The sequence below is a fragment of the Rhizobium sp. USDA 4016 genome (assembly GCF_056279705.1).
Window position 1 is genome coordinate 3,679,081 of sequence record NZ_JBWCCY010000004.1, and the last position, 25,707, is coordinate 3,704,787.

Consider the following 25,707-nt stretch of genomic DNA (forward strand, 5'->3'; position numbering starts at 1 on the left):
GTTTTGGTACATTATTCGTGGAGGACGGAATGGCGTTGCGGCTGAAAGAACGGCTCGGCAAGAAGTTCGATGAAGAAATCCGTTTCTTCAAGGGCATGATGCAGGGGCCGAAAACTGTCGGCTCCATCGTTCCCACCTCCTCCATCACCGCCCGCAAGATGGCAAGCGTCATCCACCTGAACTCCGGCCTCCCGGTTCTTGAACTCGGTCCCGGCACGGGCGCGATCACCAAGGCGATCCTCGGGCGCGGCGTGAAGCCGGAAAATCTCGTCGCCATCGAATATTCGACGGATTTTTACGAGCATCTCGTCCGCCTTTACCCCAGTGTCCGCTTCATCAATGGCGACGCCTTCGACCTCGACAAGACGCTCGGCGACCTCAAGGATCAGACGTTCGATTCCGTCGTTTCGGCCGTGCCGCTGCTGAACTTCCCGATGCAGGCGCGAATTGCGCTTCTGGAAAGCCTGCTCGACCGTATTCCGGCAGGCCGGCCGGTCGTGCAGATTTCCTATGGTCCGGTCTCGCCGATCATCGCGCGGCCGGAGCGCTACCACATCCAGCATTTCGATTTCATCGTCCGCAATATCCCGCCGGCCCAGCTCTGGATCTACCGACGCAGCTGATATGTACGGGCTGTACATCACCCACCCGCAAGTGAAAATCGATCCGAGCGTCGCGGTGCCCAAATGGGGTTTATCCGAGATCGGCGAGGCGCGCGCGCGCAAGGCGGCTGAAAGCAGCTGGGCGAGCAAACTGCGCCGTATTATTTCCAGCGACGAGACGAAGGCCATCGAAACCGCGGAAATACTGGCTGCGACGGCAGGCGTGGCCATCGAAATCCGACATGGCATGCATGAGAACGACCGGTCCGCAACGGGCTTCCTGCCGCCTCCGGAGTTCGAGAAAGCTGCCGACTGGTTCTTCGCGCATCCGCAAGATAGTTTCAGAGGCTGGGAGCGTGCCGCCGATGCGCAGCAGCGCATCGTTTCGGCCTTCGAAGCTGTTCTCGCCGATCACGATCCGAACGAGCCGATCGCCTTTGTCGGGCATGGCGGGGTCGGCACGCTGTTGAAATGCCATCTTGAGAGCCGCGTCATCGCGCGCGATCGCGATCAGCCGCCCGGTGGCGGCAATCTCTATTGTTTCAGCCTTGCAGACCGGCGCTTATCATGCGACTGGACGCCCATGGAAAACTGGCAGGGACGGATGTGAGATGAACGCACGCGAGCGGCTGATCGTCGGGCTGGATGTTCCGACACTTGGCGAGGCGGAACAGATCGTCTCGACGCTCGGCGACGACGTTCTCTTCTTCAAGATCGGCTATCAGCTCGTCTTCGCCGGCGGTCTGGAATTCGCACGCGATCTCGCACAGAGCGGCAAGAAGATCTTCCTCGACATGAAGCTGCTCGATATCGACAACACGGTCGCTTCCGGCGTCGAGAACATCGTGAAGATGGGTATGTCCATGCTGACGCTGCATGCCTATCCCAAGGCGATGAAGGCTGCCGTCGAAGCGGCAAAGGGTTCCGAACTCTGCCTGCTCGGCGTGACCGTCCTTACCTCGATGGACGAACAGGATCTGATCGCTGCAGGTTACGAATACGACCCGCATACACTGGTGCTGCGCCGCGCCGAACAGGCGCTGCTCGCCGGGATGGGCGGCGTCGTCTGCTCCGCGGAAGAATCCGCGGCCGTTCGGAAAATCGTCGGACCCGGAATGGCAATCGTCACCCCCGGCATCCGCCCGGCAGGTAGTGAAAAGGGTGATCAGAAGCGTGTCATGACCCCCGCCGATGCGCTGAAGGCCGGCTCGAGCCACCTCGTCGTCGCCCGCCCGATCGTCAAGGCGCCCGATCCGAAGGAAGCGGCACGCGCCATTCTTGCCGAGATGGAAGCCGCGCTCTGACGCTTGGCGAAGGACGCGGCTGATACTGAACATATCAGCGATTTGGTTGACGTGGGCAACCGTCAACAGGAGGAGAAAACCATGGCAAAAGGATACTGGATTGCACGCGTCGATGTTCGTGATCCCGAGCGCTACAAGGATTACGTCGCGGCAGCTAAGCCGGCCTTTGAAAAATACGGCGCAAACTTCCTCGCCCGCGGCGGTGCAATCACCGAACTTGAAGGTAAATCGCGAGCCCGAAACGTCGTCATCGAGTTCCCGTCCATGCAGGCTGCGGTCGATTGCTACAACTCCCCGGAATACCAGATTGCCGCCAAGATCCGCCAGGAAGTCGCCGACGCGGAAATGGTGGTTGTTGAAGGCGTCTGAGCACTCTTTGCATCTGCGAAGCTGAGGCAAGATGGACCTTTCCGTCGCGCCGGGTTTCGGCTAATACGAGTGCCGATCAACGCGTCCATCCAAGCCTTTCGAGGAGCCTGCCATGACCCTTGCCAACCTGCCGCCGCTCGTGACCGTGTTCGGAGGTTCTGGCTTTCTCGGCAGGCATATCGTGCGCGTCCTCGCAAAGCGCGGCTATCGCATCCGCGTCGCGGTGCGGCGGCCGGATCTGGCAGGTTTTCTGCAGCCGCTCGGCAATGTCGGCCAGATTTCTTTTGTCCAAGCGAACCTGCGCTACCGCACTTCGGTCGATCGCGCCGTCGAGGGTGCCGACTTCGTCATCAACTGTGTCGGCGTGCTCTTTGAGGCCGGCCGCAACACCTTCGATGCGGTGCAGGAATTCGGTGCGCGCGCCGTGGCGGAAGCCGCCCGGGCATCCGGCGCGAAGCTCATCCATATTTCGGCAATCGGCGCCGACGCCAATTCGGATTCCAGCTATGCCCGCACCAAGGGCCGCGCGGAGGCGGCAATCCTTTCGACCAAGAAGGACGCCATAATCTTCCGTCCGTCGATCGTTTTCGGGCCGGAAGACGGCTTCTTCAACAAATTTGCGGAGATGGCTCGCCTTTCGCCAGTGCTTCCCCTCATCGGTGGCGGCAAGACGAAGCTGCAGCCGGTCTACGTAGAGGACGTGGCAGAAGCCGTGGCACGCGCCGTCGAGGGCAAGGCTGCGAGCGGGATGATCTATGAACTCGGCGGTCCGGAAGTGCTCACCTTCCGCGAATGTCTTCAGGTCATGCTGAAGATCACCGCCCGCAAAAACCGGCTGGTTTCCATTCCCTTCAGCATCGCTTCGCTGATCGGCAGCGTCGCTTCGCTCATTCCCTTCGTTAAGCCCCCGATCACGGCCGACCAGGTTCGCCTGCTGAAGCGCGACAATGTCGTTTCAACGAAGGCCGAAACGGATGGCCTCACGTTGAAGGCCCTCGGCGTCACGCCGACAATGCTGGCCTCCGTACTGCCGTCGTATCTGGTGCATTACCGCCCGCATGGTCAGTACACGGGTTCGGGAAAATCAGCCTGAGAAATTATCGCATCGGTTGAACGCCGCTGTGTTTGCTCACAGACGGCGTTTTTCTTTTTGCTTCTTTCAGGCAACCGGGCAAGTTTCGCGTGCTTTCTATAACGCCGAGCCGGAACGGCGTTGCATAAAAGACGCATTAAAAATTTAGTGAAATTAACGCCACATTTAGCAGCAACGTTTATTGCTATTTGCCATTCCACTGACTACACACCCCGCGCGTCCTGAAACGGACTCAGCGCCATTTGCGGCGCGCTATATCGACTTGAAAGGCTTTATTCGATGGGCAAGTCAATCGCGCTTCTTTTTGCGTGTGCGGCACTGGTTATCCTCGCAGGTTCCTTCATTGCGCCCGGCTCGGTCGCAGCGGTGAAGGGCGGCTGCGCGCCGGCTTATGGCATCGATCCCTGCTCCACAGCCTCTCTCAACCACTGAGGCAAAGGCCGGCTCTTTCTGGAGCCGCCCCGGATGTCAAATATCTGAAAATCAGCCGAACAACGTCAAGCCGATCAGGCCTGCCGCGCCAATGAAGATTCGCCACCAGGCGAAGGGCGCATAGCCCCGGATCGACACGAAATCGAGCAGCGCGCGGACAACGAAGAGCGCCGAGACGAAAGCCGCCACGAAGCCGATGACGATGAGCATTCCGTCATCGAAGCTCAGCAGATTGCGGTTCTCGTACAAATCCAAAGCAAAAGCGCCGACCATCGTCGGCATGGCGAGAAAGAACGAGAATTCGGCTGCAGAGCGCTTGTCGGCACCCATCAGCAACGCGCCCACGATCGTGGCGCCCGAGCGGGATGTTCCCGGGATCATTGCCAGGCACTGGAAGAAGCCTATCTTCAGCGCCATCGGCAAGGAAAACTCCGTCACATCATGATACTTCGGCTTGAACTGGATCTTGTCGACGGCAAGGAGGACGAGGCCGCCAAGGATGAGGACGACGCAGATCAGCATCGGCGTTTCGAACAGCACGTTCTTGATGAAGTCATGCGCAATTGCGCCGATAACGGCTGCAGGCAGAAAACCAAAGAGTACGGCAAGGACGAAATGTCGCGCCCGCGCGCTGCGGGGCAACGCAAGCGCCAGGCTCAGCAGCCGCTTGAAATAGACGAGAAGAATCGCAAGGATCGCGCCGAGCTGGATGAGAACGACAAATGTATTGCCCGGCGACCGAAAGCCCAGGAAATGCCCTGCGAGCAGGACATGGGCCGTCGAGGAAACCGGTATGAATTCAGTAAGGCCTTCAATAAGGCCTAGAATGAGTGCACTAAAGATATCAGCCATGTTTTATCCCTTGTGAGGCGGGGCCAGGCCCGATTTGCTTGTATTGAAGGGGCCAAGCTCCTATAGCTGCAACGAATGAGTCATGACTAGGGCGCTATGAACATGAGTGCACCAGAGCATGCCGCGAGAAATCAACAATTCGGGTATCGATGCCGACGCTTTATCATCATCCTATGTCATCCGCTTCACGCTTCGTCCGGCTGATTTTGAGCGAGTATGGCTTTCAGGCAGATCTCATTGAAGAGCAGACCTGGGAAAAGCGGCGCGACTTTCTGGCGCTCAATCCTGCCGGTACCTTGCCGGTCTACGTGGACGACAGCATGCGCGCTCTTTGCGGCGCGACTGTCATTTCGGAATATCTCGATGAAACGCATGGCGTGCTGAAGCGCGACCGGCGTCTTCTCGCGGAAGATCCCTTCCAGCGCGCGGAAATCCGCCGCCTCGGTGAGTGGTTCATGCAGAAGATGGAGACGGATGTAACTCGGCCCCTGGCGCGCGAGCGCGTGTATAAACTGCAGATGAGCGCAGATCAGGGCGGCGGAGCACCGGATTCGAAGATCCTGCGCACGGCGCGCGCCAACATCCGCCAGCATATGAAATACCTGACCTGGCTTGCCGGTTCGCGGCAATGGCTGGCAGGAGATCGCATGAGCTATGCCGACCTCGCTGCGGCCGCTTCGCTGTCGATCCTCGACTATCTCGGCGAGATCGACTGGACGGAATCGCCGATCGCCAAGGATTGGTATCAGCGCATGAAATCACGGCCGTCCTTCCGCCCGCTACTGACAGAGCGGGTGCGTGGACTGACACCCGTCTCTCACTACGCAGACCTGGATTTCTGACGAGGGCTTTCGATGCCCGAACGGATAGCAGACGATAAAGAACGCAAGCGCCGCGACAATTTGACCGCCTTTGTTCGCGCCGAGGCGGCAACGCTCGGCTTTGAGCTCTGTCGCATCACGCGGCCCGATTCGATACCCGAAGCGAAGGAACGGCTTGGCGAGTTCATCGATGCCGGACGTCACGGCACGATGGAATGGATGGCTGAAACGCGCGATCGCCGCGGCGATCCTCGCACGCTGTGGAGCGATGTGAAATCCATCGTCGTCTTCGGTCTCAACTACGGCCCCGGGGAAGACCCACGCTCTATTCTTGAAAAGCCGGACAAGGCGGCAATCTCCGTCTATGCGCGCAATCGCGACTATCACGACGTCATCAAGGGACGGCTCAAGGAGATCGCGACCCGCTTTGCAGCACGGGCCGGGGCCGACGTCAAAGTCTTTGTCGACACTGCACCGGTGATGGAAAAGCCGCTCGCCGCGGCAGCAGGTCTCGGCTGGCAAGGCAAGCATACCAATCTGGTCAGCCGCAGCCACGGCTCCTGGCTCTTCCTCGGCTCGATGTTCACGACGGCCGATCTCAATATAGACGACGCTGAGATCGATCACTGCGGCTCTTGCCGCGCCTGCCTCGATGCCTGTCCGACCAATGCATTCCCGGCGCCCTATCAGATCGACGCACGGCGCTGCATCTCGTACCTGACGATCGAGCACAAAGGTCCGATCGATTTCGAATTCCGGCCGCTGATCGGCAACCGGATCTATGGTTGCGACGACTGCCTTGCCGCCTGTCCGTGGAACAAGTTTGCCGTCTCGGCATCCGAAATGAAGTTGCAGGCGCGCGACGACCTGAAAGAGCCGTCGATCGCCTTTCTCCTGACGCTGGACGACGCGGCTTTCCGGATTTTTTTCAGCGGCTCGCCGGTCAAGCGCATCGGCAGAGCCCGCTTTATCCGTAATGTATTGATCGCCGCCGGCAATTCCGGTGATCACAGCCTCGCCGATCAATGCCGATGGCTGGCCACTGACGCTTCTCCGGTAGTTCGCGGCATGGCAATCTGGGCGCTTTCGCGATTGATGGAGCCTGGCGAATTTGCCGTCTTTGCGGCACAAAGGCCGGATGAGACCGATGCCGGCGTACTTGCGGAATGGCAATTGGCGGGAGTGGTGTGATGCATGTGATGATTTTCGGCTGCGGTTATTCCGGCACGGCGATTGCCAAGGCTTTCTCAGCCGGAAGCGCCCGCATTTCCGGCACAACCAGATCGGCCGACAAGGCTGAGCTCCTCCGCAGCCAAGGGATCGAAGCCTTCATTTTCGATGGCGAGATAATCAGCGACGCCTTGCTTGACGCCATGGAAAGCGTCACACACCTCGTCCAATCCATCGCGCCGCGGGAAGTCGGAGACCCGTTGATCAATCTCGCAGGCGGCCAGCTCGGCAAGATGATGCCGGCGCTTCAGTGGATCGGCTATCTTTCCACCGTTGGCGTTTACGGCGACCACAAGGGTGAGTGGGTTAGCGAAGAGACCGTCTGCGTTCCTGTCTCCGGGCGATCGAAGGAAAGGCTCGAGGCAGAGGATGCGTGGCTGGCGCTCGGCAAGGACCTCGGTATTCCGGCCGCCGTACTGCGGCTGGCGGGCATCTACGGCCCGGGCCGGAATGCTTTTGTCAATCTAAACCGGGGCACGGCCCGCCGCCTGATCAAGAAGGATCAGGTTTTCAATCGCATCCGCGTTGAGGATATCGGCGCGTCGGCGCGCTACCTCTCAGACCGGTGCCTTGGCGGCATATATAACGTGACGGATGACCTGCCCGGCCCGCCGCAGGATGTCATTGTCGAAGCAGCGGGGCTGATGGGTGTTGAGCCGCCTCCGGAACAGCCCTTCGAAACCGCCGAGCTGACGCCGATGGCACGCTCCTTCTACGGCGAGAACAAGCGTGTTTCGAACGCCAAATTGAAAGCCGCGGGCTACACCTTTTCCTTCCCGAATTACCCGATGTCGCTTGCGCAATTGTGGCAGAGCGGACGGTGGCGCGGTTAACCCGAACAGGCCATTCCGGTATATTCGAAATGAGTAGAAAATTCCTACTTTGGCATTCTCGCGATCTGAATTTCGCTCCGTATTATGGTTAACGGCCTCTGAATTTGCGCAAATGAGGCATCAATTGTGGCAAGATCGGAAAATTATTTTTGTTACTTTCGCAACCTAGCAAGTCAGTGCGCTGCGGCAGAAAAAATCGTTCTAATTTTACCTGATTTTCTTATCTTTTTTCCACTTTCTCGACAATTGCACTTTTTCAACTCGAATTCCGCCAGACTCACAAATATTACGCACTGTAACATTCCGTGATAATCCGCGGCACTTTTTCGCCACTTTTCGCCGGATTTAAGCCCCGCCGCCTCTAAAGGCGCAAGTTCAATAGTTGAGGGATAATCCGTTTTGAAGAATATCAGCCGTTCTATAATCACTGCCGTAGCTATTGCAGCTAGTTCTTTCATGCTTCCCGCCGAAGGATTTGCTGCAGCCGGATGTGGTGGTGCTTCGTGGTACGCACTGCATTCCAAAACAGCTTCTGGCGAACGTATGAATCCTGCCATTTTGACTGCCGCTCACCGTTCGCTCCGCTTCGGCACCAAGCTTAGAGTCACCAACCGCAACAATGGCCGCAGCGTTATTGTTCGCGTCAATGACCGTGGCCCGTTCATCCGCGGCCGTGTTCTCGACCTTTCGCGCGCGGCCGCACAGAACATCGGCATGGTCCGCTCGGGTACCGCCAAGGTTTGCTACGAAGTCGTCGCCGCCAGCTAAAGGCGTCCGATACCAGCGCCGGACGGCGCTTGCTCTTGCCGTCAATCGCGGCTACCACGCGGTTGAGACTTGTGAAATTATCCGCAGCGTCAGTCACGCTTCCGCGGATTGTGCACACGTCCGTGGCAACAGGAGTTTCGTGAATGCGTTTGGGCGGCCGCCTCGAGGGGGCGATTTCGGTTCTTGCTGATATCGATCAGCGCAAGAGACCTGTCGCCGACGCGCTGAAGGATTGGGGCCTTGCGCATCGTTTCGCCGGCTCCGGCGATCGCGCCGCAATCGGCAACATCGTTTACGATGCGCTGCGCATGCGGCTTTCACACGGGTTCCTGATGGACGACGACAGCCCGCTGGCGATCGCCTATGCCGTCATGTTCCGCCAGTGGGGTTTCACGCCGGAAGCGCTTGCCGCTGAACTCTCCGACGATAGGTTCGCGCCGCCTTCGCTGCCCGATGCAGCGCTTACTGCCTTCCAGAGCCGGGCTCTTTCCTCCGCGCCTGTCCACGTCCAAGGTGATATTCCCGAGTGGGTGCAAAGCTCCTTCGAGACGGCATTCGGCGACAGCTGGCTTGCCGAAGCACAGGCGCTCGCCTCCCGCCCGACGCTCGACCTGCGCGCCAACATTTTGAAGGCCAGCCGCGAAAAGGCGGTCAAAGCGCTTGAAAGAGCCGGTGCTCATGAAGCGAAGATCGCGCGATATGGCATCCGGATTCCCGCCGGGGAAGGCGCCTCACGGCTTCCGAACGTCACAGCCGAGCTTTCCTTTCAAAAAGGCTGGTTCGAAGTTCAGGACGAGGGATCGCAGATCGTTGCCGATCTGGTGCTGCCGAAGGATGGAGAGCAGGTGCTCGACTATTGCGCCGGAGGCGGAGGCAAGACGCTTGCCATGGCGGCAGCGATGCACAACAAAGGCCAGATCCATGCCTATGACGCCGACCGCAAACGCCTTGCGCCGATCATCGAACGCCTGAAGCGCGCCGGTACGCGCAATGTTCAAGTGCATGACGATGCAAAGGCGCTTTCGAGCCTGCGCGCTCGCTGCGACAAGGTGCTAGTCGATGCCCCCTGCACGGGTACCGGCACGTGGCGCCGCCGCCCCGATACCAAATGGCGGCTGACGGCAAAGAACCTCGACGAGCGCACGAGCCAGCAACAGGATGCTTTGAAGCAGGCGAGCGCCTTCGTGCGCCCCGGCGGCGAGCTGATCTACGTCACCTGTTCCGTGCTCCCGCAGGAGAATGAACAACAGGTCCGACGCTTCGCCGCGGAAAATCCGGCATTCTCCATCGAAAGCGCCCTGGCTGCCTGGGACGAGCTATTCGGAAAGAATGCCCCGCGCCCGCGTTCGTCGGATGGTGAAACGGTTACGCTGACACCGGCATCGACTGATACGGACGGGTTCTTCTTCTGCCGGATGCAGCGTAAAGCTTAAGGCGCCTGATGTGATGGCGCACGCGCGGGAGATCCAGATCAGAAATTGAACAATTGCACGCTAATAGATCAATTTTCCGCCCTTTTCGAAGTAAAGTCCTTTCTGAACAAGCGCTTTTAAACAAGTTCCATTCTTAAAATCATTCCAAACTAGAGTGTTTGACACTGGTTTTCTTTTGCGCGAAGAGATTCGGGCGATTTCAGACGGATATCCGTCATAGGAGAGGACCATGAAGCTCAACAAGAATTTCTGCGCAGCATTGGCGCTGGCGATAGCACCCCTATCCAGCCCGGCTCTCGCGGACACCGATGCTGCGGCCGTCGTGAAGCATTATGCCGAAGTGGCGCATGCAAAATACGAGGACTCGCTGATCACCGCAAAGGCGCTCGACAAGGCGATTGACGCCTTCCTGAAGACGCCGAACGACGAGACGCTGAAGGCTGCCAAGGATGCGTGGCTTGCGGCCCGTGTTCCTTATCAGCAGACGGAAGTCTACCGCTTCGGCAATCCGATCGTCGATGACTGGGAAGGCAAGGTCAACGCTTGGCCGCTCGATGAAGGCCTGATCGATTATGTCGATGCCTCCTACGGCGCGGAAAGCGACGAGAACGCGCTCTATGTTGCAAACGTCATCGCCAACAAGACGATCAAGATCGACGGCAAGGATATCGACGCTTCCAAGCTGACGCCGGAGTTCCTGTCCGGCACGCTGCTGGAAGCAGGCGGCATCGAAGCCAATGTCGCGACCGGCTACCATGCCATCGAATTCCTCCTCTGGGGCCAGGACCTGAACGGCACCGGTCCGGGAGCGGGCAGCCGCCCGGCAACCGATTACGACCTCAAGAATTGCACGCATGGCAATTGCGATCGCCGCGCCGAATATCTGAAGTCGGCATCCACGCTTCTGGTCTCCGACCTGCAGGAAATGACCGATAATTGGGTGGCTGACGGTGCTGCGACGAAGAACGTCGAAGCCGATCCGAAGGCGGGTCTCGTCGCGATCCTGACCGGCATGGGCTCGCTCTCCTACGGCGAACTCGCTGGCGAGCGCATGAAGCTCGGCTTGTTGCTGCACGATCCGGAAGAGGAGCATGATTGCTTCTCCGACAACACCTATAACTCGCACCTCAACGATGCGATCGGCATCGCCGCCGCTTACAGCGGGGAATATACCCGCGTCGACGGAACGAAGCTGACCGGCCCGTCGCTGCACGATCTCGTTGCCGCGAAAGACAAGGCACTCGATACCGAAGTCGCGGGCAAGCTGAAGACGACGCTTGATGCAATGCATGCCATGGCAAAACGCGGCGAGACGGTCGAGAAGTACGACCAGATGATTGCCGAAGGCAACAAGGACGGCAACGCCGCCGTTCAAGCCGCTGTCGACGGTCTCGTTGACCAAACGAAGTCGATCCAGCGTGTCATTGCCGCACTCGATCTTGGCACGGTTCAGCTTGAAGGTTCCGACAGCTTGGATAAACCTGACGCTGTCTTCCAATAATCAAAAAGGCGGGCCGCTTCCAAACCCAAGCGGCCCGAACTCTGAAATGCCGCACAATCCGGCTCGTCGCGTTTTTCTCTGCGCTGCTTTCTGCGCCACGCTTGCCGCCCTTCCGGTGGCTCTCGCCGCCGGTTTTAATCTCCCGACGAAACGCACCGATCTTTCCGATGCCGATTTGAAGCGCGTCGAGGCTGTGACGCGCCCGGCGAGTGATTTTTCCAAAGCCGAGCCATACGAGGCGATGCAGGCGGGTGCCGCCACATCGGTCGATCCGGTAACGCAGGATTCCTTTTCGCATATCTCGGCAAACATCCCCTTCGAGGAAGAGCAGAACTTCAAGCTCGGCAACGCACTCTTCAAGAAGCTCTGGGTTTCCGCGCCATCCTCGACACAGGCGTCGGATGGCCTCGGGCCGCTCTTCAATGCGCGCTCCTGCATGAGCTGCCACGTCAACGACGGACGCGGCAGGCCACCGGAAGGCGGCGTCAGCGCCACATCGATGTTCTTTCGCCTTGGACGAGCAGCGGCGACATCGGAAGAAGGAGAGGCGATCGCAAATGCTGGCGCCGTCAATTTCCCGGACCCTACTTATGGTCATCAGTTGCAGGACCTTGCCGTGCCCGGTCTCGCCGCCGAAGGGAAGATGGCCATTCGCTATGCGGAAAAGACCGTTACGCTTGCCGGCGGAGAAACAGTCTCATTGCGCACACCGACCTACGAAGTGAAGGATCTTGCCTACGGCCCGCTCGATCCGGCGACAACGATATCGCCGCGCGTCGCCCCGGCGATGATCGGGCTCGGCCTCATCGAAGCCATTCCAGCAGCCGACATCCTCGCGCATGCCGACCCGGACGACAAAGATGGTAACCGCATTTCAGGCAAGGCTGCCATCGTGCGTGATCATCGCACAGGCGCGGTCACCCTTGGCCGCTTCGGGTGGAAGGCACAGAATGCAACTGTGCGCGACCAGAGCGCTGCCGCCTTCTCCAGCGACATCGGCATATCGACGCCCGACCGGCCGGATGCACATGGGGATTGCATGCAGGCCGAGATAAAATGCCAAAAAATGCCGACCGGCGTTCAAAAGCGCCTGGGCAATGAAGAGGCGCCCGGGCCCGTCCTCGATCTCGTGACCTTCTATTCCGCGAATCTAGCCGTACCGGCGCGGCGAAAGGCAAGCTTCCCCGACACGCTGAGGGGTAAGGAACTTTTCTATCAGTCCGGCTGCATATCCTGCCACGTACCCAAATTCGTCACACGTCGGGATGCCGCCGAAAAAGCTCAGTCCTTTCAGCTTATCTGGCCTTATTCGGATTTCCTGCTGCACGATATGGGCGAAGGTCTTGCCGATGGCCAGCAAGTTGGCCACGCAAGCGGACGTGAATGGCGCACGCCGCCGCTATGGGGTATAGGACTGACCCGGACTGTCAGCGGACACAGCTTTTTCCTCCACGACGGCCGCGCCAGAAATCTCACCGAAGCGATCCTCTGGCACGGCGGCGAAGCCGAGAAAGCCCGCGATGCATTCTCCTCTCTGCCGAAAGACGATAGAGAGGCCCTGATCAGATTCCTGGAGTCCCTGTAATGCGCCTTTGGCAACCTCTCGTGCTTTCATTCATGCTTGCGGCATCGGCAATTGCACAGACTGCGTCGACGCCGACGGGGCTGAACGAGGAAGCGGTGCCTGGCGTGATGGCGCGGGCCGTCGACGAGGTGATCCGCCCCGGCTACCGCAACATGCAACAGTCTACGGCACGCTTGACGACGGCGATGAAGGACCTCTGCGACGGTGGCACACAGCAGACTTTGGACAAGGCCAAATCTGCTTTCGACGATACTATCCGCTATTGGTCGATCATCGAGATCGTGCAAACCGGCCCGGTAATGCACGACAATCTCTTCGAACACATCCTCTTCTTCCCTGACCGAAAGGGCGTCGGCCTTAGACAGGTACAGGCACTGCTCGCCAAGGCCGACCCGAAGGATGCAACGGTCGACTCGATCGGGGAAAAGAGCGTCGCCTTGCAGGGTCTGACGGCGCTTGAATACGTGCTTTACGGCAACGGCTCAGACGATCTCCTCAAACAAAAGAACGGGTTCCGCTGCCAATATGGCGCTGCTGTTGCGGGCAATATCCAGCGCGAGGCAGGCGAAGTCGTTGCGGCTTGGGAAAAGCCGGACGGCGTGCAGGCAAGCTGGAAACGTCCCGGTCCCCAAAGCGAAGATTTCATGGATAACAAGGAAGCGGTGACCGCGCTTCTCGGCATTCTTGTCCACGGCGTCGAAACCGTCCGCGATCAGCGGCTGGAGCTGTTTTACAAAGGCCGGGATGACACGGCACCGCGCCCGCGCATGGCTATCTATTGGCGCTCGAAAAACACTTGGAAATCGATGACGGCAAACCTCGAGGGACTGCGCACGCTCTGGCAGAAGGCCGGAATGGCAGAACTTCTTCCTGCCGACAAGAAACCCGTTGCTGATGCAATCGAGGCGAACTTCAAGACCCTGCTTGATACCGTCCCGAAGCTCAATCCGGATATCGACGTGGCAACCAGCGATGCGGAGAAAGCCAAGCTCGACGCATTTCTGGCGACGAGCCGTGAATTGATCACCCGCATCAGCGACGAATATGGCGGCGCGATCGGCCTTTCGGCCGGCTTCTCCTTCTCCGACGGGGACTGAGCCGATGTGGCGGAGCGCTGCGATCGACCGACGCAGTTTCGTCAAGGCAGCAGGCCTGAGCTTTCTCGCCGCATTGCAGCCGCGCGGGCTGCTGGCACTTGAGCGCGCGGATGCGGTTTATGCCTCGGGCATCCGCGCCGCCGACGGCTCCTTCGCGGTCGCGACCGTGACCGAACGCGGCGAAATCGTCGATCAGGTCGCCCTGCCCGCACGTGCCCATGGCATGGCTTTCAGCCCAACCACCGGCAAGACCGTCGCCTTCGCTCGCCGTCCCGGCACCTACGCAATGATCTTCGATCCCTGGAACAGGGGTGAGCCGGTCGTTATCACCTCCGCCGAAGGCCGCCACTTCTACGGACACGGTACCTTTTCGCCGGACGGCCGGTTGCTTTATGCCAGTGAGAACGATTTTGACGGCAATCGCGGCATGATCGGTCTCTACGACGTGACAAACCGCTTCGCCCGCATCGGCGAGTTCCAGACCTATGGGGTCGGCCCGCACGATATGACCGTCTCCGATGACGGCCGCTGGCTTGTCATCGCCAATGGTGGCATCGAGACCCATCCGGATTTCGGCCGCACGAAGCTCAACCTCGGCAACATGGAGCCATCGCTGACGCTGATCGATGCGTCCAATGGCACGCTCGTCGAAAAACATGTGATGCCGCGGCAATGGTCGCAGGTCTCGACCCGTCACGTCGATATCGACGCCAATGGCCGCGTGTGGTTCGCATGCCAGTACGAGGGCCACCGTAACGACCTGCCGCCGCTCGTCGGCCACTTCACCAAAGGCGAGGAACTAACCTTCGTCGATCTGCCGGAGAAAACGACCCGCCAGTTCGGCAACTATGTCGGCGCCATTGCCGTCAACCGCAAGGACGCCCTCGTCGGCGTGACGTCGCCGAAGGGTGCATCGGCGATCATCGACGCCAACTCCGGCAAGGTATTGGCCGAAGACATCATCCCCGACGCTGCCGGCATCGCGCCCGCCCGGCATGGATTTGCTGTCTCTTCCTATGACGGTGAGTTCCTTGCGACGCGCAGCAATGTGGCATGGGATCAGCATATCGTCAGGATTGCCCGCGAGCGCGCTTGATCTTCGGCCAGTACTTATGCTGCGGACCGTCTTTGCGGCACTCGGCTCGATCGCATATCGGAACTGCTTCCCTTTCATCCTTGTCGAAACCGGCGCGCCGTGCCACTTTCGCGGTCGCAAGGGGACAAATGCATGAGCGTTAGGAACAACGGCGACTTCCGCGAACGGATCCGTCAGAATTTTACCCGCCAGGCGGCAATGGAAACGATCGGCGCCGAGCTGACGCGCGTCGAGCACGGCGTGGTAGAGATCGAACTTCCCTTCGACGTCAAGCTCACGCAACAGCATGGCATTCTTCATGCCGGCATCATTTCGGCAGCTCTCGACAGCGCCTGCGGCTTTGCCGCCTACAGTGTCATCGACGCCGATGCCTCGATCCTGACGATCGAATTCAAGGTCAACCTGATGTCGCCTGGGCGCGGCGAGCGCTTCCTGTTTCGCGGCGAGATCACCAAACCAGGCTCCAATATCATCGTCGCCGACGGGCGCGGCTATGCGATCGGCGACGGACCGGCCAAGCTGATCGCCTCCATGACGGGAACGATGATGGTCGTTCGCGGCAGAGAGGGAATTACGGGATGAAATTTGAACTGAAGCCGGTCGCCGGCAAGTCCATCCTCTTCGTCATGGCGGCGGAAGCCGAATATGGCCCCTTCCTGCGCTCCCGTTTCGAACCGCTGATGACAGGCGTCGGTCCGGTCGAGGCGGCGGTCGCGATGACGAAGACGCTTTCCCGGCTCGATCAGGCCGACGACCTGCCGCAGCTTGTCGTCTCTCTCGGCTCGGCAGGTTCCGCGACGCTTGAGCAGACAGAAGTCTATCAGGTTTCTTCCGTTTCCTACCGCGACATGGATGCGTCGCCGCTTGGTTTCGACAAGGGCCACACACCCTTCCTCGATCTTCCAGCGGTCATCGATCTGCCGCTCCGCATTCCCGGTATTCCTGAGGCCAGCCTTTCCACCGGTGGCAACGTCATTTCGGGGTCGGCCTACAGGAATATCGCTGCCGACATGGTGGACATGGAAACATTCGCGATTCTGCGCGCCTGCCAGGGCTATAAGCTGCCGCTGATCGGCCTTCGCGGAATCTCCGACGGCGCTGAAGAACTGCAGCACATTTCCGGCTGGACGGAGTATCTGCACGTGATTGATCGCAAGCTCTCCTATGCCGTCGATGGCCTATTCACCGCGCTCGAGGATGGTGTTTTCTGGTTCTGAAACCCTCTAAAGCAGGGACAATCAAGACAATAAAATCCCGGCTCGGCCGATTTCCTGGATTGCCAGGACGGGTGCTTTTCATTAAAGGCTCGCCATGACCCAGACAGCACATCCCGACAGCGTCCTCATCGTCGATTTCGGCAGCCAGGTGACCCAGCTGATCGCACGCCGCGTGCGCGAGGCGGGTGTGTACTGCGAGATCGTTCCCTTCCAGTCCGCCGAAGAGGGCTTCAAGCGCCTTCAGCCGAGGGCCGTAATCCTGTCCGGCAGCCCGGCTTCGACGGTCGATGAAGGTTCGCCCCGCGCACCGCAGATCATCTTCGACAGCGGCCTGCCGGTCTTCGGTATCTGCTACGGCCAACAGACGATGTGCATGCAACTCGGCGGCAAGGTCGAGAGCGGCCATCACCGCGAATTCGGCCGCGCTTTCCTGGACGTCGACAAGGACTGCCCGCTGTTCGAAGGGCTGTGGTCGAAGGGTTCGCGCCATCAGGTCTGGATGAGTCACGGCGACCGCGTCACGGCGCTGCCGGAAGGCTTCGAGGTCGTCGCGACCTCCTCCAACGCGCCATATGCTTTCATCGCCGACGAAAAGCGCAAATATTACGGCGTGCAGTTCCATCCGGAAGTCGTGCATACCCCGGACGGCGCGAAGCTTATCGGCAACTTCATTCACAACATCGCCGGTATCAAGGGCGACTGGTCGATGTCGGCCTATCGCCAGAAGGCGGTCGAGCAAATTCGCCGGCAGGTCGGCGACAAGCGCGTCATTTGCGCGCTTTCCGGCGGCGTCGACAGCTCGGTCGCAGCTCTCCTCATTCACGAAGCCGTCGGCGACCAACTCACCTGCATCCTGGTCGATCATGGCCTGATGCGCAAAGACGAGGCAGCGAGCGTCGTTGCGATGTTCCGCGAGCATTACAATCTACACTTGCTACATGTCGATGCCTCGGACAGGTTCATCGGCGAGCTCGAAGGCGTCAGCGATCCGGAGACCAAGCGAAAGATCATCGGGCGCTTGTTCATCGAGACCTTCGAGGAAGAAGCCAAGAAGCTCGGCGGCGCCGATTTCCTGGGCCAGGGCACTCTCTATCCGGATGTGATCGAAAGCGTATCCTTCACCGGCGGCCCATCGGTTACCATCAAGTCGCACCACAATGTCGGCGGTTTGCCGGAGCGCATGAACATGCAGCTCGTCGAGCCGCTGCGTGAGCTCTTCAAGGACGAAGTGCGCGCACTCGGCAAGGAGCTCGGCCTGCCCGATAGCTTCATCGGCCGCCATCCCTTCCCAGGCCCGGGGCTCGCAATTCGCTGCCCGGGCGGCATCACTCGCGAGAAGCTCGACATCCTGCGCGAAGCCGATGCCATCTATCTCGACGAAATCCGTAAAGCAGGTCTCTACGATGCGATCTGGCAGGCCTTCGCGGTGCTGCTTCCGGTCCAGACCGTCGGCGTCATGGGCGACGGGCGCACCTACGAATTCGTCTGCGCGCTTCGCGCCGTCACCTCGGTCGACGGCATGACGGCGGATTTCTATCACTATGACATGGAATTCCTCGGCCGCGCCGCAACCCGCATTATCAACGAAGTGCGCGGCATCAACCGTGTGGTTTACGACGTGACTTCGAAGCCGCCCGGCACGATCGAGTGGGAATGATTTTTATCCCCACTGACTACAATCCCAGGGATTGCTGCGCCGGCTGCGGCGGCGCAAGTCGGACGCCTTCCAGTTCCAGCATCCTGAGCTTGGAATTCGAGCCGCCCGGCGCTGAAAACCCGCCGATCTTGCCACCTGCGGCAAGCACCCGGTGGCACGGGATGATGAGGGCAACCGGGTTCTTTGCCATCGCCTGACCCACGTCCTTCGCCGCTTCCGGGCCGGCGCCAAGTTCCTTCGCCAACGCGCCGTAGGTGGTCGTTCGGCCCCAGCCGACGCCACGCGCAGCAGCATAAATGTCCTTGAAAAACGCATCCTGCCCCTCAAGGTCGAGCTTTACGCCTGAAAAATCTGTTTCTTTGCCGTTGAAGTAACGCTTTACCGCAGCGATCGCCTCGGCAACCTCAGGCGTCGGTGTACCCGATTCGGCTGCCGGAAGGCGGCGCAGCAGAAGTCGCTCCGTCGCGTCAGCGGCTTTTGTCGGCAGCTGGAAACGTGTGATTCCGATCTCGTTCCAGGCAATTCCGCAGAAACCACCAACCGTTTCGAAGATCAGATATTGGTGCGCCTTCTCAGCCATGACATCGCCTCCGTGCTTCACTTGCACCCTAGAATCGTGCGGCCGGACCTCGAGTTCCACCCGTTTCTTGCAACAGTTTGCCATTTCGCACAGCCTTGGCCAAGATCAGATGTTCTAATTTTGTTCGTGCGATTTTGCCTGACCGCCAGCCGGCGAGAGCGAACATGAGCATATCGGCCAGTGGCCACTGATCGGACAGCAGGAAAATAGCGAAATGCCTCTTGCTTCAAACGAAGTGCGTCATCTGCCGGCTTGCACTTGCCCGCCGGACTCGCATAAACCTCCGTTAAGCAGAATTTGCGGAGTGACGTAGCGTGGATATTTCCGAAATCATCATTCCGGGCGACACACCCGGCATCGAGTGGCGTCTGCCGGTTTTTCGGTTCAAGGGCAACGACCCGGCCGCACCGAAGGTTTATATCCAGGCGGCGCTCCATGCCGACGAACTCCCGGGCACAGCACTTCTGCATTTTCTCTGCGGGACGCTGCGTGATGCAGAAAGTGCCGACAGCATTGCGGGCGACATCACAATCGTACCCCAGGCCAATCCGATTGGTGCAGCACAGTCGCATTTCGGCGAGCTTCAGGGCCGTTTCGATCTCGGCTCGCGGACCAATTTCAACCGGGATTTCCCGCTGATTTCTCTGCGGGACCGCGACAACCTGATCGACGATCTCGATCGTTACCCGGCAATCGACCGGCTAAAGCGGCAGCTGATGCATATGGCGCTTGGCGCAGATCTCGTGCTCGATCTGCATTGCGACGACGAATCCCTGCAATATGCCTACATCGACGAGGCGTTCTGGCCGGAGGCGAGCGACCTTGCCGCGGCCTTGGCGATGGACGCGGTGCTCCTTTCCGATGGCGAGAGCTCGGCCTTCGAGGAGGCAATCAGCTTTGCCTGGAAATATGCAGTGCCTGGCGAGAAGCGCACCCGTCTGCCCGGCAAGCTTTCCGTCACCTTGGAACTTCGCGGCAAACGCGATGTCTATCCGGATATGGCCAAAGCGGATGCAGAAGGGCTATGGCGCTTCCTCACTGCACGCGAGATCATCAGAGACGAGAGTGTATTGCCAAGCACGTTCGCCGGTCCAGCCGTGCCGCTGGACAATATCGAGATGATCCGCTCGCCGGAGTCCGGCACGGTCCTCTTTCATCGCAGCATCGGTGAAGTGGTTGCCGAAGGCGACCTGCTGGCAACGATCATCACGCGTCCCGGCATGGCGGACGGCAGCATCCAAGTTCGCGCGCCGCAAGGCGGCCTTGTCGTCACCCGCGTTTCCGACCGCCTAGTACGCCGGCGCGCGGACCTGATGAAGATCGCCTGCAGCCAGCCCAGCAGCGTGGTGCGCAAAGCCGGAACCCTCGAGGATTAATATGACTGCCATCATTTATGGTATCAAGAACTGCGACACGATGAAGAAGGCGCGCGCCTGGCTGGAAGAGCATGGTGTTGCCTATGATTTTCACGACTACAAGGCCCTGGGTATCGACCGCGCCCATCTGGAGCAATGGGTCGACAAAGCCGGATGGGAAACCGTGCTCAACCGCGCCGGAACGACCTTCCGCAAACTGCCGGACGCCGCCCGCGAAAACCTCACGCGGGAGAAGGCGATCGCCCTGATGCTCGACCAGCCGTCGATGATCAAACGGCCGGTTCTGGAAGCAGGCGGCAAGCTGCTGGTCGGCTTCAAGCCTGAGAGCTACGGGGCGGAATTCGAAAAATAATATGTCCAAGACGACGCGCGCCACGCAGGTTCTTGCCAAAGCCGGTGTCAGTTTCACGGTGCATCGCTACGACTATGATCCGGATGCCGAACGCGTCGGCCTCCAGGCCGCCCAAGCGCTCGGCGAAAAGCCGCATCGCGTGCTGAAGACGCTGATGGCGGAAGTGGACGGCAAGCCAGTCTGTGTCGTCGTGGCCTCCGATCGCGACGTCAGCATGAAGAAGCTTGCCAGCGCCTTCGGCGGCAAGACGGCAAACATGATGAAGCCTGCAGATGCCGAGCGGCTGACCGGATATCATGTCGGCGGCATCAGCCCGTTCGGCCAGAAAAAGCTGGTTCCGACGGCGCTGGAGGAGGCCACGCTCACTGAGCCTCTGGTTTACATGAACGGCGGTCAACGCGGACTGCAGGTGCGCCTTGCGCCGAAGGAGGCGCTCACGACGCTGAATGCCAAAGCTGCCTCGCTCATCGCTTAGGCGGAAAATCGCGCTAGCAGATTCACGAGCGCCGTGGCGGCTGGTTCGTCAAGCTTCGAGCCGACATGGACCTCGATCGCCTTGGAATAAACGGTCCACATGCGTTCGCGAAGCGCCCGGCCGGCCTCCGTAATGACAACCCATCGGCCGCGCCCGTCTTCGGCGAACGTCTCGCGGCTGACGAGCTCCTCGCGTTCGAGCCGGTCGATCAACCGCGAGAGATTGTATTGCGCGAGCAGCGTCCGCTCTTCGATTTCGAAGGGGCGCAGTTTGCCTTCCTCCGCGCGCGCCAACTCCCAGAGCACATCATACCAGCCAAGCGGCGGCAGGCCGGCTTTCTTGAGGTCGCTCTCGATTTCCCGCAGCAGGCGCTGCTGAGCACGCATGATGGCGATCCACGCCTGCGTAGTTGTCTCGGACCGCGGTTTTTTGCCCATATAGATGCAATTACATTTACCTTGACGAAGGAGCAAGGCAAATTATATGCATTTACATCTATCATCGGGAAATTGACGAACATGAACACAGATAAATCCATCCTCTATGCAACTGCCCTGCTACGGATCAGCCTCGGCACGATGTACCTCGCCCACAGCATCGTCCTGAAACTAATGACATTCGGACTGATGGGGACCGCCGGATATTTTACGTCGATCGGCTTGCCGGGCTGGCTGGCCTACCTCACCTTTGCGGCCGAAGCGGTCGGCGGGGCGCTCTTGGTTCTCGGCATTCAGAGCCGCATCGCCGCCTTGGCGCTCGTACCGGCCCTTGCCGGCGCGATCATCTGGGCGCATGGCGCGAACGGCTGGGTCTTTACTGCGCCCGGCGGCGGCTGGGAATATCCGCTCTATCTGATCGTGCTTTCGATCGCCCAGGCCATGCTCGGAGACGGCGCCTTCGCGCTTCGCCCTTCACAACCGCTTGCACTTGCAAAAGCCTCTTAAGGGAATATGCCATGCAAAAGCTTACCCTCATCTCGCACCACCTGTGCCCTTATGTGCAGCGGGCTGCGATTGCCCTTGGTGAGAAGGGTGCGGCCTTCGAGCGCGTTTTCATCGATCTCGATGACAAGCCGGACTGGTTTTTGAAGATTTCTCCGCTCGGCAAGGTTCCGCTTCTGCTGATCGAGGAAGACGGGCGGCAGGTCGCCCTCTTCGAGAGTGCGGCAATATGCGAATACATCGACGAAACGCAACCCGGGCCGAGGCTTCATCCGCAAGATGCCCTGACACGCGCCCGGCATCGCGGATGGATGGAGTTCGGCTCGTCGATCCTTGCCGATCTCTGGATGTATGAAACGACTAGCGACCGGCGGGTGCTGGAGACCAAACGAACGGTCCTTGCATCGAAATTCCTTATCATCGAAACCGAGCTTTCCGGCGGACCACTTTTCGTCGGGAAGAACTTCAGCCTCGTGGATGCCGTCTTCGCACCGATCTTCCGATACTTCGATGTCTTCGACACAATCAGCGACAGCCACATCTTTGATGGCCTGGAAAAGGTGAAGGGTTGGCGAAGCACGCTTGTGCAGCGGCCGAGTGTTAGGCAAGCCGCCGCTACCGATTATCACGAGCGGCTCATCGCGTTCCTTGAGAAACATCAGTCGGCATTGCTTGAACAGGCGGCTGCCTAAGATCGGGTGGTCTCTTGCGGCCCTGCATTTTCACGCTGGCGAGCTTCATTTTCGCCGTAAAGGGGTCTAAGTCTGGCATCTTCAGAGAGTCGATTTCAGGAGGTAGCCGGCCATGACGTTCATGCCCCAGAGCCAGAATTCCGTCGATCCGATCAAGCTGGAAAAGCTCGCAGAGGTCGCCGTCAGGGTCGGCCTGCAGCTTCAAAGGGGTCAGGATCTGGTAATGACCGCGCCGATTGTCGCAATGCCGCTGGTTCGCTTGATCACCAACCACGCCTACATGGCCGGCGCGGGGCTTGTTACGACTTTCTACTCGGACGAAGAAACGACGCTTGCCCGCTATCAATACGGCAGCGACGAAGGCTTCGACCGTGCCTCCGGCTGGCTCTACGAAGGTATGGCAAAGGCATATCAAAACGGTGCGGCACGCCTTGCAATTGCCGGCGACAATCCAATGCTGCTTTCCGAACAGGATCCCGGCAAGGTCGGCCGCGCGAACCGGGCGAATTCCACTGCCTACAAACCAGCGCTCGAAAAGATCTCGAATTTCGACATTAACTGGAACATCGTTGCCTATCCGAATCCCTCCTGGGCGAAGGTCGTGTTTGCCGACGATCCAGAGCCGATTGCGGTCGCGAAACTGGCAAAGGCAATCTTTGCCGCCTCGCGCGTCGATCTCGACGATCCGGTCTCAGCCTGGAGGGAGCACAATACGAACCTTGCCACCCGCTCATCCTGGCTGAACGGTCAGCGCTTCGCAGCACTGCATTTCAAGGGACCGGGTACCGACCTGACCGTTGGCCTTGCCGACGGTCATGAGTGGCATGGCGGCGCCTCCGTCGCCAAGAACGGCGTTACCTGCAACCCGAATATCCCGACGGAAGAGGTCTTCACGACGCCGCACGCGCTGCGCGTCGAGGGCCATGTCTCAAGCACCAAGCCGCTCTCGCACCAGGGCACGCTGATAGACAACATCCAGGTTCGTTTCGAAGAAGGCCGGATTGTCGAGGCCAAGGCTTCGCGTGGCGCGGAGGTATTGACCAAGGTGCTCGATACCGACGACGGCGCGCGCCGCCTCGGCGAAGTGGCGCTCGTGCCGCATTCATCACCGATCTCGGCGAGCGGTATCCTGTTCTACAATACGCTTTTTGATGAAAACGCCTCGTGCCATATCGCGCTCGGACAATGCTACTCGAAGTGCTTCCTCGACGGCGCAAAGCTCAACCAGGACCAGATCAAGGCGCAGGGCGGAAATTCCAGCCTTATCCATATCGATTGGATGATCGGTTCCGACAAAGTGGATATCGACGGCATCAAGCCGGACGGCTCGCGGGTTCCGGTGATGCGGCAGGGAGAATGGGCCTGACGGGCGCCATCGCTCTCTGGCTGATCCAGACGCTCGCCAGCACAAGCAGGAAACCGAAGAGCTGCACGGGCGTCAAGCTCTGGCCAAGCGCCAGCCAACCGAGAAACGTCGCCACGAGTGGGCTCAAAAAGCCAAGCGACGCGGCCGCCGCTGGCTCGATCTTCGACAGGCCGCGGATCCATAGGACATAGGTGAAGGCCGCGCCAATTAATCCGAGATAGGCCATGCCCAGCACATTTGCAGTTGTCGGCATCGGAAGAGCCGGCTCGAACATCAGCGCGACTGGCACGAGCAAAAGCCCACCAGCCGTCAGTTGCCATGCCGTGAAGGCGAGGTTCGAGACCGGCGGCGTCCAACGGCGCGTCAGCACCGTGCCGAAAGCCATTGATACGGCGCCCGCGAGACCGGCGGCAACGCCGACCGGATCGAGCGCAGCCTTGGGTGTCAACACCAACAGCGCGACGCCAGCCATTCCGCCCAAACCGGCAACGACGGCAAGAAGCTTGATCGGCTTGCCAAGAAAGAGGCGCGATAACGCGATAACGATCAGAGGCTGAATAGCCCCGACCGTCGCGGCGACACCGCCTGGAAGGCGGTAAGCCGAAACGAAAAGCATTGCCCAGAAGAACGAGAAATTGAGCGCGCCGAGGATGAAGACCCTCCCCCACCAGATACCAAACGGCAAGCGACGGATGGTGGCGAGCAAGAGGAGACCGGCAGGCAAAGCGCGCAGCATTGCAACGGTCAGCGGATAGCCGGCAGGCAGGAAGGCGGTGGTTACGAAATAGGTGCTGCCCCAGATGGCGGGCGCGATGGCCGTCATCAGGACATCGGCTGCATAGGCGCTATTTTTCTTCATATCAAGAATCTCTATTTCAAGATAAATTCAACATAATGGCATTTATCTTGACGTCAAGATATATCGTGCTATCGCTTGTTTATCGAAGGAATGAAGAAGCAATGGACCGCGTCGATAAAATCCTGTCCCAATGGCAATGTGAACGGCCGGACCTCGATGTCGAAGCCATGGGTATCCTGGGGCGCCTGAAACGGCTGACGACACACCTCGGACGCGAGGTAGAGCAAGTCCTGCTGCAGCACGGGCTCTCGACATCCGCCTTCGACGTGCTTGCGACGCTGCGGCGTTCCGGAAAACCCTATCGCCTCTCGCCTGGCGATCTGCTGGCGATGACGATGGTGAGCTCCGGTACGATGACCAACCGCATCGACCAGCTCGAGAAAGCAGGTTTCGTCGAACGCGTTCTCAACCCCGACGACCGGCGAAGCGTGCTGATTGCATTGACGGAGAATGGTTTTGCGGCTGTCGAGACTGCGGTCGGTGCCCACGTCGCCAATCAGCAGCGGCTTATCGAAAACCTCAGCGATGAAGACAAGGCAGCGCTCGATGCGCTGCTGCGCAAGTTCCTCGCGAAATTCGAATAGTCAGATCGCGCTCAACGCCTTGCGCACGCGATCAAGATGAGCTTGGCGTTTGGTGGCCGTCGCGCGGTCCATGTCGTGAAGGCTGAGCATTCGAAAATTGAGTTCCTTGGAGCAGAAATTCGCAATGCCGCGCTTCAGTAGCCGGCGCACCGGATCGCCCATGTAGAGATGAACCAGCCACCACGGCGAGCCCGTCGTCGTCAGAGCCCAAAGCAGCTTAATATTTGTCAGCTGCGGAACGATCCGCCCGCCGGCCGTATCATGCGAGAAGGCAACGCTGGGCGCGAAGACCCGATCGAAGAACCCCTTGAGGATCGCCGGAAAATTGAACCACCATTGCGGAAAGACGAGGATCAATCCATCGGCCGCCTTCAACCGCTCCACAATCTTTGAGACGCCGGAGGTGTCATAGGGGATGTCGAAATAGCCGCCGCGCTCGGCCTTCGTGAGGCGAGGGTCGAAATCCTCGGCGTAGAGATCGAGCAGATCAACCGCATGACCAGCTTCTGCCAGAGCTTCACGCGCAGTCTTTGCAACAGCGGCAGCAAAACTCTCGTTAAGCGGATGGGCGAGCACCAGCAGGATACGCATC

The 25,707-nt window shown here is 59.6% G+C and carries 31 protein-coding genes; 25 read left to right on the forward strand and 6 right to left on the reverse strand.

Going from position 1 to position 25,707, the window contains the following annotated elements; genetic code table 11:
- Positions 1–29 precede the first annotated feature (29 nt).
- From pmtA to ACZ9DP_RS34000, 6 genes are all read left to right on the forward strand, one after another.
- Positions 30–623: a phospholipid N-methyltransferase PmtA gene (gene pmtA, locus ACZ9DP_RS33975; protein ID WP_194728723.1), complete on the forward strand. Its 594-nt coding sequence runs from the start codon at positions 30–32 to the stop codon at positions 621–623.
- A 1-nt stretch (position 624) separates the two neighbouring features.
- Positions 625–1,212, forward strand: a complete 588-nt coding sequence (locus tag ACZ9DP_RS33980) for a histidine phosphatase family protein (RefSeq protein ID WP_476204971.1) — start codon at positions 625–627, stop codon at positions 1,210–1,212.
- A gap of 1 nt (position 1,213) precedes the next feature.
- On the forward strand, positions 1,214–1,906 hold the full coding sequence (gene pyrF, locus ACZ9DP_RS33985; RefSeq protein ID WP_194728721.1) for an orotidine-5'-phosphate decarboxylase: 693 nt from the start codon (positions 1,214–1,216) through the stop codon (positions 1,904–1,906).
- 81 nt (positions 1,907–1,987) lie between these two features.
- Positions 1,988–2,275: a DUF1330 domain-containing protein gene (locus ACZ9DP_RS33990; RefSeq protein WP_074066369.1), complete on the forward strand. Its 288-nt coding sequence runs from the start codon at positions 1,988–1,990 to the stop codon at positions 2,273–2,275.
- Positions 2,276–2,387: 112 nt separating this feature from the next.
- Positions 2,388–3,368 carry a complex I NDUFA9 subunit family protein gene (locus ACZ9DP_RS33995; RefSeq protein WP_476204973.1) on the forward strand — a complete coding sequence of 327 codons (981 nt, stop codon included), beginning with the start codon at positions 2,388–2,390 and terminating at the stop codon, positions 3,366–3,368.
- Between the two features lie 279 nt (positions 3,369–3,647).
- Positions 3,648–3,800, forward strand: coding sequence for a hypothetical protein (locus ACZ9DP_RS34000; protein ID WP_027510599.1), 153 nt, complete (start codon positions 3,648–3,650; stop codon positions 3,798–3,800).
- A 51-nt stretch (positions 3,801–3,851) separates the two neighbouring features.
- Here the strand turns inward: ACZ9DP_RS34000 and ACZ9DP_RS34005 are convergent, their stop codons facing one another.
- Entirely contained in the window at positions 3,852–4,652 is an 801-nt protein-coding gene (locus ACZ9DP_RS34005) for an undecaprenyl-diphosphate phosphatase (RefSeq protein ID WP_194728720.1), read from the reverse strand.
- A 149-nt stretch (positions 4,653–4,801) separates the two neighbouring features.
- On the opposite strand from ACZ9DP_RS34005, the gene ACZ9DP_RS34010 reads away from it, so the two are divergent.
- The 3 genes from ACZ9DP_RS34010 to ACZ9DP_RS34020 are packed head-to-tail and all read left to right on the forward strand — an operon-like array spanning position 4,802 to position 7,536.
- The gene (locus ACZ9DP_RS34010) at positions 4,802–5,494 is read left to right on the forward strand and encodes a glutathione S-transferase family protein (RefSeq protein ID WP_022713395.1); all 693 of its coding nucleotides are present in this window, start codon (positions 4,802–4,804) and stop codon (positions 5,492–5,494) included.
- Between the two features lie 12 nt (positions 5,495–5,506).
- Entirely contained in the window at positions 5,507–6,664 is a 1,158-nt protein-coding gene (gene queG / locus ACZ9DP_RS34015; protein ID WP_283070416.1) for a tRNA epoxyqueuosine(34) reductase QueG, read from the forward strand.
- A complete protein-coding gene (locus tag ACZ9DP_RS34020; protein WP_476204975.1) occupies positions 6,664–7,536 on the forward strand; it encodes an SDR family oxidoreductase in 873 nt (290 codons plus the stop codon). The genes queG and ACZ9DP_RS34020 overlap by 1 nt, the downstream gene beginning before the upstream one ends.
- A 173-nt stretch (positions 7,537–7,709) precedes the next feature.
- On the opposite strand, the gene ACZ9DP_RS34025 is transcribed toward ACZ9DP_RS34020, so the two are convergent.
- Positions 7,710–8,093, reverse strand: coding sequence for a hypothetical protein (locus ACZ9DP_RS34025; RefSeq protein ID WP_476205547.1), 384 nt, complete (start codon positions 8,091–8,093; stop codon positions 7,710–7,712).
- Here ACZ9DP_RS34025 and ACZ9DP_RS34030 point away from each other — a divergent pair.
- From ACZ9DP_RS34030 to guaA, 9 genes are all read left to right on the forward strand, one after another.
- Positions 7,993–8,304 carry a septal ring lytic transglycosylase RlpA family protein gene (locus tag ACZ9DP_RS34030; RefSeq protein ID WP_223843996.1) on the forward strand — a complete coding sequence of 104 codons (312 nt, stop codon included), beginning with the start codon at positions 7,993–7,995 and terminating at the stop codon, positions 8,302–8,304. The two genes, ACZ9DP_RS34025 and ACZ9DP_RS34030, sit on opposite strands and share 101 nt — an antisense overlap.
- A gap of 143 nt (positions 8,305–8,447) precedes the next feature.
- Positions 8,448–9,737 (forward strand): RsmB/NOP family class I SAM-dependent RNA methyltransferase, encoded by a 1,290-nt coding sequence (locus tag ACZ9DP_RS34035; protein WP_476204976.1) that lies wholly within the window; start codon positions 8,448–8,450, stop codon positions 9,735–9,737.
- Between the two features lie 229 nt (positions 9,738–9,966).
- The gene (locus ACZ9DP_RS34040; RefSeq protein WP_476204977.1) at positions 9,967–11,238 is read left to right on the forward strand and encodes an imelysin family protein; all 1,272 of its coding nucleotides are present in this window, start codon (positions 9,967–9,969) and stop codon (positions 11,236–11,238) included.
- A 46-nt stretch (positions 11,239–11,284) separates the two neighbouring features.
- Positions 11,285–12,823 (forward strand): di-heme oxidoreductase family protein, encoded by a 1,539-nt coding sequence (locus ACZ9DP_RS34045; RefSeq protein ID WP_476204978.1) that lies wholly within the window; start codon positions 11,285–11,287, stop codon positions 12,821–12,823.
- Positions 12,823–13,920: an imelysin family protein gene (locus ACZ9DP_RS34050; protein WP_194728714.1), complete on the forward strand. Its 1,098-nt coding sequence runs from the start codon at positions 12,823–12,825 to the stop codon at positions 13,918–13,920. Before ACZ9DP_RS34045 ends, ACZ9DP_RS34050 begins: the two co-directional genes overlap by 1 nt.
- Positions 13,921–13,924: 4 nt before the next feature.
- Positions 13,925–15,016: a DUF1513 domain-containing protein gene (locus tag ACZ9DP_RS34055; protein WP_476204979.1), complete on the forward strand. Its 1,092-nt coding sequence runs from the start codon at positions 13,925–13,927 to the stop codon at positions 15,014–15,016.
- Between the two features lie 132 nt (positions 15,017–15,148).
- Positions 15,149–15,598 (forward strand): PaaI family thioesterase, encoded by a 450-nt coding sequence (locus ACZ9DP_RS34060; protein ID WP_074066358.1) that lies wholly within the window; start codon positions 15,149–15,151, stop codon positions 15,596–15,598.
- Positions 15,595–16,233: a 5'-methylthioadenosine/S-adenosylhomocysteine nucleosidase gene (locus tag ACZ9DP_RS34065; RefSeq protein ID WP_476204981.1), complete on the forward strand. Its 639-nt coding sequence runs from the start codon at positions 15,595–15,597 to the stop codon at positions 16,231–16,233. Before ACZ9DP_RS34060 ends, ACZ9DP_RS34065 begins: the two co-directional genes overlap by 4 nt.
- 94 nt (positions 16,234–16,327) lie before the next feature.
- Complete coding sequence (guaA, locus tag ACZ9DP_RS34070; RefSeq protein ID WP_476204982.1) at positions 16,328–17,890, forward strand: glutamine-hydrolyzing GMP synthase; 1,563 nt, start codon at positions 16,328–16,330, stop codon at positions 17,888–17,890.
- Positions 17,891–17,906: 16 nt separating this feature from the next.
- Here the strand turns inward: guaA and ACZ9DP_RS34075 are convergent, their stop codons facing one another.
- Complete coding sequence (locus ACZ9DP_RS34075) at positions 17,907–18,470, reverse strand: methylated-DNA--[protein]-cysteine S-methyltransferase (protein WP_476204984.1); 564 nt, start codon at positions 18,468–18,470, stop codon at positions 17,907–17,909.
- Positions 18,471–18,784: 314 nt separating this feature from the next.
- On the opposite strand from ACZ9DP_RS34075, the gene ACZ9DP_RS34080 reads away from it, so the two are divergent.
- The 3 genes from ACZ9DP_RS34080 to ybaK are packed head-to-tail and all read left to right on the forward strand — an operon-like array spanning position 18,785 to position 20,673.
- On the forward strand, positions 18,785–19,846 hold the full coding sequence (locus ACZ9DP_RS34080) for a M14 family metallopeptidase (RefSeq protein ID WP_476204985.1): 1,062 nt from the start codon (positions 18,785–18,787) through the stop codon (positions 19,844–19,846).
- Between the two features lies 1 nt (position 19,847).
- Complete coding sequence (locus ACZ9DP_RS34085) at positions 19,848–20,198, forward strand: ArsC family reductase (RefSeq protein ID WP_476204986.1); 351 nt, start codon at positions 19,848–19,850, stop codon at positions 20,196–20,198.
- Position 20,199: 1 nt separating this feature from the next.
- On the forward strand, positions 20,200–20,673 hold the full coding sequence (gene ybaK / locus ACZ9DP_RS34090; protein ID WP_476204987.1) for a Cys-tRNA(Pro) deacylase: 474 nt from the start codon (positions 20,200–20,202) through the stop codon (positions 20,671–20,673).
- On the opposite strand, the gene ACZ9DP_RS34095 is transcribed toward ybaK, so the two are convergent.
- On the reverse strand, positions 20,670–21,110 hold the full coding sequence (locus ACZ9DP_RS34095) for a MarR family winged helix-turn-helix transcriptional regulator (RefSeq protein ID WP_476204988.1): 441 nt from the start codon (positions 21,108–21,110) through the stop codon (positions 20,670–20,672). The genes ybaK and ACZ9DP_RS34095 overlap by 4 nt on opposite strands.
- Before the next feature lie 81 nt (positions 21,111–21,191).
- Here ACZ9DP_RS34095 and ACZ9DP_RS34100 point away from each other — a divergent pair, with 81 nt between their 5' ends.
- The 3 genes from ACZ9DP_RS34100 to ACZ9DP_RS34110 all read left to right on the forward strand — a co-directional run bounded on the left by ACZ9DP_RS34100 (position 21,192) and on the right by ACZ9DP_RS34110 (position 23,672).
- Positions 21,192–21,617, forward strand: a complete 426-nt coding sequence (locus ACZ9DP_RS34100) for a DoxX family protein (protein WP_476204989.1) — start codon at positions 21,192–21,194, stop codon at positions 21,615–21,617.
- A gap of 11 nt (positions 21,618–21,628) precedes the next feature.
- A complete protein-coding gene (locus ACZ9DP_RS34105) occupies positions 21,629–22,306 on the forward strand; it encodes a glutathione S-transferase family protein (RefSeq protein ID WP_074066321.1) in 678 nt (225 codons plus the stop codon).
- Between the two features lie 112 nt (positions 22,307–22,418).
- Entirely contained in the window at positions 22,419–23,672 is a 1,254-nt protein-coding gene (locus tag ACZ9DP_RS34110) for an aminopeptidase (protein ID WP_476204990.1), read from the forward strand.
- Here ACZ9DP_RS34110 and ACZ9DP_RS34115 read toward each other — a convergent pair.
- The gene (locus ACZ9DP_RS34115) at positions 23,620–24,531 is read right to left on the reverse strand and encodes an EamA family transporter (RefSeq protein ID WP_194728697.1); all 912 of its coding nucleotides are present in this window, start codon (positions 24,529–24,531) and stop codon (positions 23,620–23,622) included. The genes ACZ9DP_RS34110 and ACZ9DP_RS34115 overlap by 53 nt on opposite strands.
- Before the next feature lie 101 nt (positions 24,532–24,632).
- On the opposite strand from ACZ9DP_RS34115, the gene ACZ9DP_RS34120 reads away from it, so the two are divergent.
- On the forward strand, positions 24,633–25,115 hold the full coding sequence (locus ACZ9DP_RS34120) for a MarR family winged helix-turn-helix transcriptional regulator (RefSeq protein WP_476204991.1): 483 nt from the start codon (positions 24,633–24,635) through the stop codon (positions 25,113–25,115).
- On the opposite strand, the gene ACZ9DP_RS34125 is transcribed toward ACZ9DP_RS34120, so the two are convergent.
- A complete protein-coding gene (locus tag ACZ9DP_RS34125; RefSeq protein WP_476204992.1) occupies positions 25,116–25,706 on the reverse strand; it encodes an NAD(P)H-dependent oxidoreductase in 591 nt (196 codons plus the stop codon). It abuts the gene before it with no gap.
- Position 25,707: the final 1 nt, after the last annotated feature.